The 7,827-nt window shown below is 34.7% G+C and carries 10 protein-coding genes and 1 pseudogene; 2 read left to right on the plus strand and 9 right to left on the minus strand.

All coding sequences use genetic code 11. The annotated features are described in order from the left end of the window. Both FTT92_RS16340 and mobQ read right to left on the minus strand, forming a co-directional pair. Window positions 1–454 (minus strand): RepB family plasmid replication initiator protein (locus FTT92_RS16340; RefSeq protein WP_180172628.1); only part of this gene is annotated, 454 nt, incomplete at its 3' end. A 635-nt stretch (window positions 455–1,089) separates the two neighbouring features. Beyond that, window positions 1,090–2,844, minus strand: coding sequence for a MobQ family relaxase (mobQ, locus tag FTT92_RS16345; protein ID WP_257235117.1), 1,755 nt, complete (start codon window positions 2,842–2,844; stop codon window positions 1,090–1,092). Window positions 2,845–3,102: 258 nt separating this feature from the next. Here mobQ and FTT92_RS16350 point away from each other — a divergent pair, with 258 nt between their 5' ends. Beyond that, window positions 3,103–3,477, plus strand: a complete 375-nt coding sequence (locus tag FTT92_RS16350; protein WP_086322809.1) for a hypothetical protein — start codon at window positions 3,103–3,105, stop codon at window positions 3,475–3,477. Between the two features lie 176 nt (window positions 3,478–3,653). Beyond that, window positions 3,654–3,974, plus strand: coding sequence for a GrlR family regulatory protein (locus tag FTT92_RS16355; protein WP_179997607.1), 321 nt, complete (start codon window positions 3,654–3,656; stop codon window positions 3,972–3,974). Between the two features lie 45 nt (window positions 3,975–4,019). Here FTT92_RS16355 and FTT92_RS16360 read toward each other — a convergent pair whose 3' ends face one another. The 7 genes and pseudogenes from FTT92_RS16360 to repM all read right to left on the minus strand — a co-directional run. Then, a complete protein-coding gene (locus FTT92_RS16360) occupies window positions 4,020–4,313 on the minus strand; it encodes a type II toxin-antitoxin system RelE/ParE family toxin (RefSeq protein ID WP_074947749.1) in 294 nt (97 codons plus the stop codon). After that, on the minus strand, window positions 4,303–4,548 hold the full coding sequence (locus FTT92_RS16365) for a type II toxin-antitoxin system RelB/DinJ family antitoxin (RefSeq protein ID WP_111885987.1): 246 nt from the start codon (window positions 4,546–4,548) through the stop codon (window positions 4,303–4,305). The genes FTT92_RS16360 and FTT92_RS16365 overlap by 11 nt, the downstream gene beginning before the upstream one ends. Before the next feature lie 174 nt (window positions 4,549–4,722). Beyond that, entirely contained in the window at window positions 4,723–4,923 is a 201-nt protein-coding gene (locus FTT92_RS16370) for a hypothetical protein (protein ID WP_163146734.1), read from the minus strand. A gap of 496 nt (window positions 4,924–5,419) precedes the next feature. Further along, complete coding sequence (locus FTT92_RS16375; RefSeq protein ID WP_180066076.1) at window positions 5,420–6,217, minus strand: hypothetical protein; 798 nt, start codon at window positions 6,215–6,217, stop codon at window positions 5,420–5,422. A 278-nt stretch (window positions 6,218–6,495) separates the two neighbouring features. Further along, complete coding sequence (locus FTT92_RS16380; protein WP_166135746.1) at window positions 6,496–6,639, minus strand: hypothetical protein; 144 nt, start codon at window positions 6,637–6,639, stop codon at window positions 6,496–6,498. A 12-nt stretch (window positions 6,640–6,651) separates the two neighbouring features. After that, window positions 6,652–7,206 carry a plasmid replication DNA-binding protein gene (locus FTT92_RS16385; RefSeq protein WP_180005593.1) on the minus strand — a complete coding sequence of 185 codons (555 nt, stop codon included), beginning with the start codon at window positions 7,204–7,206 and terminating at the stop codon, window positions 6,652–6,654. After that, window positions 7,199–7,827, minus strand: a pseudogene (gene repM, locus FTT92_RS16390) (replication initiation protein RepM); the annotation flags it as partial. The pseudogene repM and the gene FTT92_RS16385, both read right to left, overlap by 8 nt.

Raw genomic sequence — 7,827 nt, forward strand, 5'->3', positions numbered from 1 at the left:
ATAGACGAATAGCATATTTGCTAGTTAGTTGCGCAACCTGTTTAAGTTGATAGCTCGTAAAGTGCTTTTCCAATCTTGTAATAAGAGGAACAACATCTGGTGCAAAGGTAACTTCTAATGTAGCAAGGTCATCAACATATGCAATTCGGCTAACCCAGCGGGATTTGACTACAATTTCTTTGTTTGTATCTTTATGAATTTCCTTAAAAGAGAACTTTCTTTCAAAAAGATTATTAACTGCATTTTTTAGAGCGTTATACGCAGCTTCTTTGGTGACATCAAAGCGAGAAGCATAATCAGAAGCATGGATTTCTAATTTACTGTCGGATGAGATCCCTTGGCCTGTTTCTCTTGCTCTTATTATTGATAAAAGGATAAGCCGTTGCTCGGTTACTTCGAGATTATAACTGGCATTAATTAAGGCATTATCTTTTACTACTAAGTCATTTTTCATAAGACTGCATAGGTTATAAGTGTTATTAAGACTACATTAGCATTCGATGTAATCAAATGCAAAGAAATTGTAGTCTTATGACAAAGAAATTGTAGTCTTATGACAAAGAAATTGTAGTCTTATGACAAAGAAATTGTAGTCTTATCCACCTTGAAAGCCTTGCAAACAAAGGTTTTCAGAGAGTCTAAAAGCATTAAAAACTTTAAAAATAATTAAAAGCCCAGGAAAGGAAAAATTGCCCTTGGTTTTCGCTGCGCTCAAACTCTATTGAATCTCGCTTTCGCTCGATTCGTTGGGGCAATTTTTTGGCTCATTGGGTTGTGACTTTAAAAAAAAGCAAAAGCAGCTCGGAATTCGCTTCGCTCATGAGCTTTTTACTCGCTTCGCTCGACATAAAGCCATCGTAATCAGTTCGCACCCATTCGGGATGCTCTGATTCTGAGTTCTTGATACACAGGGGAGCCTGTAATCAGGGAAAAACAGGTGAAAAAATTTAGATCCCTGTAGTTCGCTCGTAGACACTCGCTAAATGCTCTCATTTGCGATTTAAGAGTTTTTTCTTAACTCAACTATAAATCTACTGTGGTTTAGCAAAACATCGCTAAAAACCCTATTTTTTTGCGTTTAAACAGCATTCACCAAGGTCGGTAATCGTTGTTATTTTCATTTTCTGGTTTTTTAGGCTCATTTTTCTGCTGTTTTTCCAATTCTTGGCGTTTTAAAAATGCCAAATGTTCTCGTTCGTGTCTTTCTTGTTCATAGCGTTGTTCTTTTTGCTCTCGTTCTTTACGTAATTGCTCTCTAAATTCACTTTCTCTGCGATCATTTTCAATTCTTCGTTGGCGATCTACTTCCGCTTGGCGTACTTGCTGCATTCTTTCTTGTTCAATTTTGAGATCATCTGCCCGTTTTGCTTTAAGGAGGGGACTCATATCATCATTAAAATCATGTAGGGTATCGAATGAATGAACGTACTCTCGTTTTAGCTTCTGCCAAAACGTGGGTTTTATCGTTGGTCGTTCAATCCCATTATTTTCCAGTATCTCTGAGCATTGACCTAAGCGTTGGACGACATTCTCAATATCGTATTCTTTAGCAAGTTGTTCGACCTCGGTTGCGTATTCTCTCCAGTTCTCATTTTTTGCCTGTTCTACTGATTTTTCAGTCGCATAAAAATCAGGTTTTTTTATATCTCTGTAAGTATGATGATAAGAGTCATAAAACAAATTATTGCTATGTAGGTAAAAATCGCTTTTGTTTTCTGCTAACCATCGTTTTGTCTTGGTGAGATTTGATTCAATCTGCTTTTGATTATCAGCAGCATTGCTTTGAATGGTGTAAAACTGATTGGCAAATTCTGCATAAATATCTTGGCACCGGATGAAGTCATCATATGCGTTGTCGATCTGTTGAACCTGTTGTTCTTGCAGGCGTTCTTCTTCTAGGTTGAGATTTACTAATTCTGCTAAAAGCTCTTTTTCTTCTGCTTCGGTTAACTGAAGTTCGTTTTCCAGCTGGGTAATCTGATCTTCTAATCGACTTGGAACAATAATTTCTTGATCAAGGCCCTTGATGATCTGTTGGTATTCTCGTGCAGCATCTAAATTTTTGGCTTTGATTGCATCATTTTCAAGTGCAATTCTTGGCAGCACAATTTCAGTGTTACGTTCTTCAAGCGGTCTTTTTTGTTCCTCGTCATATTGTCTGCGAAGTGCTGTAGCTTCATGCCCTTCATGATGAGTGGGTTCAAGAAAGTCTAAGCCCTGATCCTTGTAACTCCGGTGGTCGATGCGTTCGTCTAGTCCGGCATTTTCCAATACTGTGTTTACAACATTGGCAAAAGTTGCTCGGCTGTCCTTCAGGATCTCGGGACCATGGTCGTTGAAGATTCTTTGTTTCTTTCCTAATTCGCCTTTTTCATTGATGAGTCTGGTCGTGAACATCATGTGTACGTGATAGTTTTTATTATTGGTTTCATCGTTATGTTCATGTGGTGCATGGATGCAGGCATCGACAATAACATTGTGCTTGTTCACAAAGTCTCGGCAAAAGTCATCAACGATTTTTATGCGTTCTGCATCTGTTAATTCATGTGGTAAAGCACAGATATATTCTTTGGCGAGTCGTGCATTGGCTTTCATTGAGCCATTGGCATTGAATTCTTTTTTTTCTACTGTATTCCAAAGTGTTTGACGGTCTAAAAGTTTTGTATTGGTATGTTCTGGTGCATAAATATTTTTGTATGCAAGTCCCTTTTTTTTAGTGTAGTCCTGAGTCTTTCCAAAAGTCAGATCCTCTAATTTTTCACAGGCACGATAAGCAGCACAAGCAACGGCTGAACGTCCGTCACTTCGTGAGATGTTGCTTTCATTCAAATGAAAAATTGCCACTTTAAAAACCTAAATTTCTGCATACCGTGGTTTTGATTTTTGCAACTTTGAAAAAGTTGCTGACCATGCTAAAGCGAGGTCATGGGGTACAGGGGTTTCCCCTGTCGCAACGTCCACTTTTGAATGAAATGATAAAAGTGGGTAAGTGCGCCCTTCGTTTCACTCCGGGAAAACTTCGCTTCGCTACGTTTGATATTGCTCGCTTTGTTTTTTGACTCTATGATGATGTTTGGTTATTGATCATCACGGTTTAATACTATGTCAGATATTCAAGAAAAGAAAGATGCAGTTTTAAAGAAGCTCACTAAAGCACAGCAGAAGAAGTTATCTCTACAAGAGCAAATTGAGTATTTGAAAAAAGAACAAGAGCAGATCTTAGAACAGGCAAAACAGAAACAGAATGAGCTTAAACTTAAGCAGCAAAAACTTTTAAGTGAAGCCAAAGCTCAAGAACGGAAAAATGAAACTAGACGGAAAATTTTGCTTGGCGCTTGGGTTTTGAATAAATTTAAGAATGATGAATCTTTTAAACATCAATGGGCTGATTTTGAGCAGTTTTTAAGTGCGGAAAGTAAGACAGAAGAAAATAGACAGAAAGATAAAGAGCTTTTTAATGATCTTTTTAAGGGATAAGTTCTAAATTTCATATAAGAGATTTTATGTTAAATAAAGGTTAACTACTATGAAATGCTAATGTTTGTATTACAGGAGAGGTAGCTCAATTTGTTTGAACAACTAAAAGCTTATTTAAAGTTGAAATTGGCGTAAAATATATAAAACACTCACTTTGTTGAACTGGTATTTTAAGAATGCGAGATGGTATTTACTTCCTTGAATTTCAAGATAATTTTAATGATTTTGGTAATGGAGTTTTTGTAGTACAAAATAATATAATAAATGGTGGAAACTATGCATTTTCCTTTCAAGGTGAAATCATTAATCAAAAATCGAAAGTTATTATAAAACAACATGATAATAGTATAGAAAAAGCTATAAATGAAACTTTAAATGTATCTATTAAAAAGACGAATTATGATTATGAATTATTAGGGAGTATTACTAATAGACCTAATTTAGTCGTTTATATAAAAGCAAAATTTATAGGTGACTTATTTCTAAAATTAACATAATACACGTTATGCGAAGTCAAAAATGGGAGCTCTAAGCTCCCATTTTTAGTCTTTAATGCGCTTTTTCGCTTCGTCATAAACTATGCTGTCAGCTCGTTTCCCAACCGTAATGAGCAAGATAACTACCTGATCATCTTTAACTTGATAAACTAGTCGGACTCCAGCCTTTAATAATTTAATTTTGTAGCAACCTGCAAGATCACCTCTAAGCATATTCTTTGGAATATGTGGCTGCTCTATGACCTTGGCAAGTTTTTTCTTAAATTGATCTCTTATAGCACTAGGAAGCTTTTCCCATTCAGCTGTGAAGTCCTTATGACGTAAAAGCTTATAAGTCATCTAAAGTAATTTCCTCAAACATTTCTTTAGGATCATTAATACGTTTACGAACAATCGCTAATAGCTCGGTATCCTCTTCTGAGAGTAAGGCTTTTTGTACAGGGAGTTTCCCAGTCGCTGCAATGTATTCAAGGACATTTGTAAAAAACTCAGTAGGTGCAATACCTTGTTCTCTTAGAACTGAATAAGATTTTTCTTTAAGGGCTTCATCGACCCTGAAGTTAACAGTAGCCATTATTTTTCCCATTTATTGAATGCATAGGAATATTGTAATGCAAGTTGCATTACGTGGCTAGTTCGTATAATCCGTATTATGTTAATTTCAGAGAAACTATTACAAATAGAATATTACTTTTATATTCTCAAATGAGCCGCTATCTTTCTTAAAAAATACTATAAATAACTGTTATTACTGATTATTATTTTTTAAATCAGGGCGAATTTTATAAATATTATTTTGGAGTTCAAAAATATGACTGAGAGCTTTTCCTATCAGTAAGATATTTTCTCTATTTTCTAGTGATGGATCTGATTGAATCTTACTAGGAATACTGTCTAATAATATTGCAGCTTGATACAAATCATCATTTATTTTTTTTAATTGATCCATTTTTCTCTTCTATATATGTTGGTAAGGATCCCAATCATATTACATTGAGATCCTGATTTATTAGGCCGTGGTATATCTTGTTGTAGCTTCTCTAGTTTCTGAACTAAAAAGGTTTAATAATCTATCCGATGATGGTACAGGAAGATTTGGTGGATTCCAATCACCTGTAGTGATGCATGTATTTAAAGAGTTTCCACACTCTGACATTCCACCGCTACCAGCAGACCCATAGACATCAATACAGTCTGCATAATATTCTGCACACATCACAATTCTTTCGTTAAATAATATGAAGGCGTTGTAGGATCATATGCAAGAGCAAGACTACTAGTTATTATTGTACTAATTAGAACTATTTTTTTTAAGAACATAAGAAAATTGCAAAAGTGCATATTCTAAAAGCGGACATTTCTACTTTGGGCTTACATCTAAGTTTCGTATAACCGCCATTATGTTAAATGGAGTCAAAATTAGATTAAATATTGTGATAATTGCTTTATTTCTTCACATTCCAAACTTTTAATAAACGCCAAATATTTTGATCTACAGTTTTCCAGTCTTTTAATGATTCGTAAGACATTCTCCATGCGATTCTTACGTTCGGATAGAGAGGGGTTTCAACTTCTGTGGTCACTACAATTTGATCTGTAAGATTTTTATTAATCTTCATTAAAAATTCAGAATTGTATGGATCTGATGCGTGGCCTAGACAATGGTAAGAGATATCAGAGTCCAAATTTATTGAATAGCACTCTAAATCAAATTTTTTAAATGAATTTTCATATTTTACAAATTTATGTGATATTAAATAATTTATCCACTCTCTTGGTGTTTGTTTATATTTAAAATATATGGGATCGAGTGTACTGAAATTTTGTATATACACTTTTACTTGATCTTGATAATTTTTATCATAAAAGTTATTAATTTTTATATTTTTAACATTATTCAAAAGCAAGTTAAATCGCATAGGATGCTGAAAATCAGAAACTTTCTCGATTTTATCATTGTCATTTAGTATTTTTACTTTAGGAATAAAATCAATAGGATACTGACCAAGAAAAGGGTCAGTCAAAACTATACCTTGCTCAATATTTTTTTTATTGCCTACAACGGTTTTTATAGTTAAATCTGATGAAATCCCCCAAATCACTAAATCCCCTTGTTTTGATATATCTTTATAATATTCGATATCGGATTCTTCTGATAAAGGTTTAGACCTAGATTCTGTCGTGTCAGTACATCCGCATATAGCAATACAATGTATTAAAATAAGTATTTTTATATAGTTCATTACGAAACTCTTTTAATTCACTTCTAGGTTAGAGCACAAATAACTAAACGATTTATAGAGAAATCTAAAAATAAATAAAAATATTCATTTATTTAGGTTTCCTAAAATTAACATAATACACCTTATACGAAATGCGTTATAATTATCCTTATAATTCAACGCTGTAGTTCCTAGTTGATAGCCCGAGTTTCCATGACCGGGCTTTTTTTATGATTTTTCACGTTCCACGCCTATTATTTAAGCAATGTTTCACGATTTTGATTAGCTCAATTGAATAATCAGGATGACTGGTCTTTTTCTTTTTGGCGTTTATCCAGCTCTTTTTTCAGCTCCTTTTTATCCTGGTACGATGCGATCAGCATGATCGGGATCAACAGTGGGGCCACAATAATGCCTAGGGCAATGTCTTTCAGTTTCGGCATGATCTTTCTCCCTTAGTCATTATCAAAAACAGCATTCAGTACACGGCCAAATAAGCCACGTTTTTTCTTTGTCTCATAATGCGTATTTGGTACGTGTTTTGGTGTTTCATTAGGGCGTGTCACCAATGTCTCATGGGATGTTTTAATTTCACTATCTCTATTATTATCAATAGTTTCACTTATTCCATTATTGTTGTCGCATGGTGCATCATTGGAATGTGTCACTGGTGTATCATGAGACATTTTTTCTTCAGACTCTTTATGCCCTAATAGCAATTGAAAGCGGTCTATTTGATCTAAATAGCGTTTCTCACGATCTTTGTATGACTCAATTTCCTTTTTCATAAAATCAACAAGCTGACGTAAATCAGCATCATCTTTAGACTGATCCACTTCTTGTTTTTGTTCATGCTTTTTGATCGGCTCTCCAAAGCATCGGATGACTTCTGCAATATCAAAAAGACCATCAGCGCTTCGAGATATACGCCCTTCTTTTATGGCCCTATATAGCGTAGAACGACTGACGTTAAAGCGGTTAGATACTTCACTTAGTGATAATTTAGCCATTTACTAAATCCTTTTATTTAATGGCATATATCCCACTTTTTTTAGGTATGGATATAGTTCTTTGATTTTTTCAGGATCGTGAAGCATCTCAGCAATACGAATAGCAAATTGTGGATAGCTTTCAGTTCCCTGGGAATACCGACCCATTTCCGGTAGCTCTGAAAGTTTATTGGCAAACATGTGGCGTTGTGCATCGGTCATTTGGGTAAAGAGATCTACCGTGTTTGGATCTCTTTCTGAAGGTATCGAATCAATTTTTTTATGCTTAAAAGTGAATGATAAGCCTGAGATAGATCTTCCTGTTTTGTACTGTTCGTATTTTACATGTATATCAGTCAGCTCATTGATTTGCTTTATGGCTGGTTCTAAAACACGACTTTTAAAATTAACCATTTTTTGATATTCATTCATCTCAAGTCCTAATTTTTCTCTGAACTCAGATAAAGAAATAACAGGTGTTTTTCCTACGTCTCTCCAAGCAATTAGAAACTCATATAGACGAATAGCATATTTGCTAGTTAGTTGCGCAACCTGTTTAAGTTGATAGCTCGTAAAGTGCTTTTCCAATCTTGTAATAAGAGGAACAACATCTGGTGCAAAGGTAACTTCTAATGTAGCAAG

Source organism: Acinetobacter sp. YH12023, assembly GCF_013420135.1.
Taxonomy (GTDB): domain Bacteria; phylum Pseudomonadota; class Gammaproteobacteria; order Pseudomonadales; family Moraxellaceae; genus Acinetobacter; species Acinetobacter amyesii.

Excerpts from the sequence above, each read along its gene's own strand:
- FTT92_RS16350 (WP_086322809.1), top strand. The coding sequence starts at position 3,103 with ATGTCAGATATTCAAGAAAAGAAAGATGCAGTTTTAAAGAAGCTCACT.
- FTT92_RS16355 (WP_179997607.1), top strand. The coding sequence starts at position 3,654 with ATGCGAGATGGTATTTACTTCCTTGAATTTCAAGATAATTTTAATGAT.
- FTT92_RS16360 (WP_074947749.1), bottom strand. The coding sequence starts at position 4,313 with ATGACTTATAAGCTTTTACGTCATAAGGACTTCACAGCTGAATGGGAA.
- FTT92_RS16365 (WP_111885987.1), bottom strand. The coding sequence starts at position 4,548 with ATGGCTACTGTTAACTTCAGGGTCGATGAAGCCCTTAAAGAAAAATCT.
- FTT92_RS16370 (WP_163146734.1), bottom strand. The coding sequence starts at position 4,923 with ATGGATCAATTAAAAAAAATAAATGATGATTTGTATCAAGCTGCAATA.
- FTT92_RS16375 (WP_180066076.1), bottom strand. The coding sequence starts at position 6,217 with ATGAACTATATAAAAATACTTATTTTAATACATTGTATTGCTATATGC.
- FTT92_RS16380 (WP_166135746.1), bottom strand. The coding sequence starts at position 6,639 with ATGCCGAAACTGAAAGACATTGCCCTAGGCATTATTGTGGCCCCACTG.
- FTT92_RS16385 (WP_180005593.1), bottom strand. The coding sequence starts at position 7,206 with ATGGCTAAATTATCACTAAGTGAAGTATCTAACCGCTTTAACGTCAGT.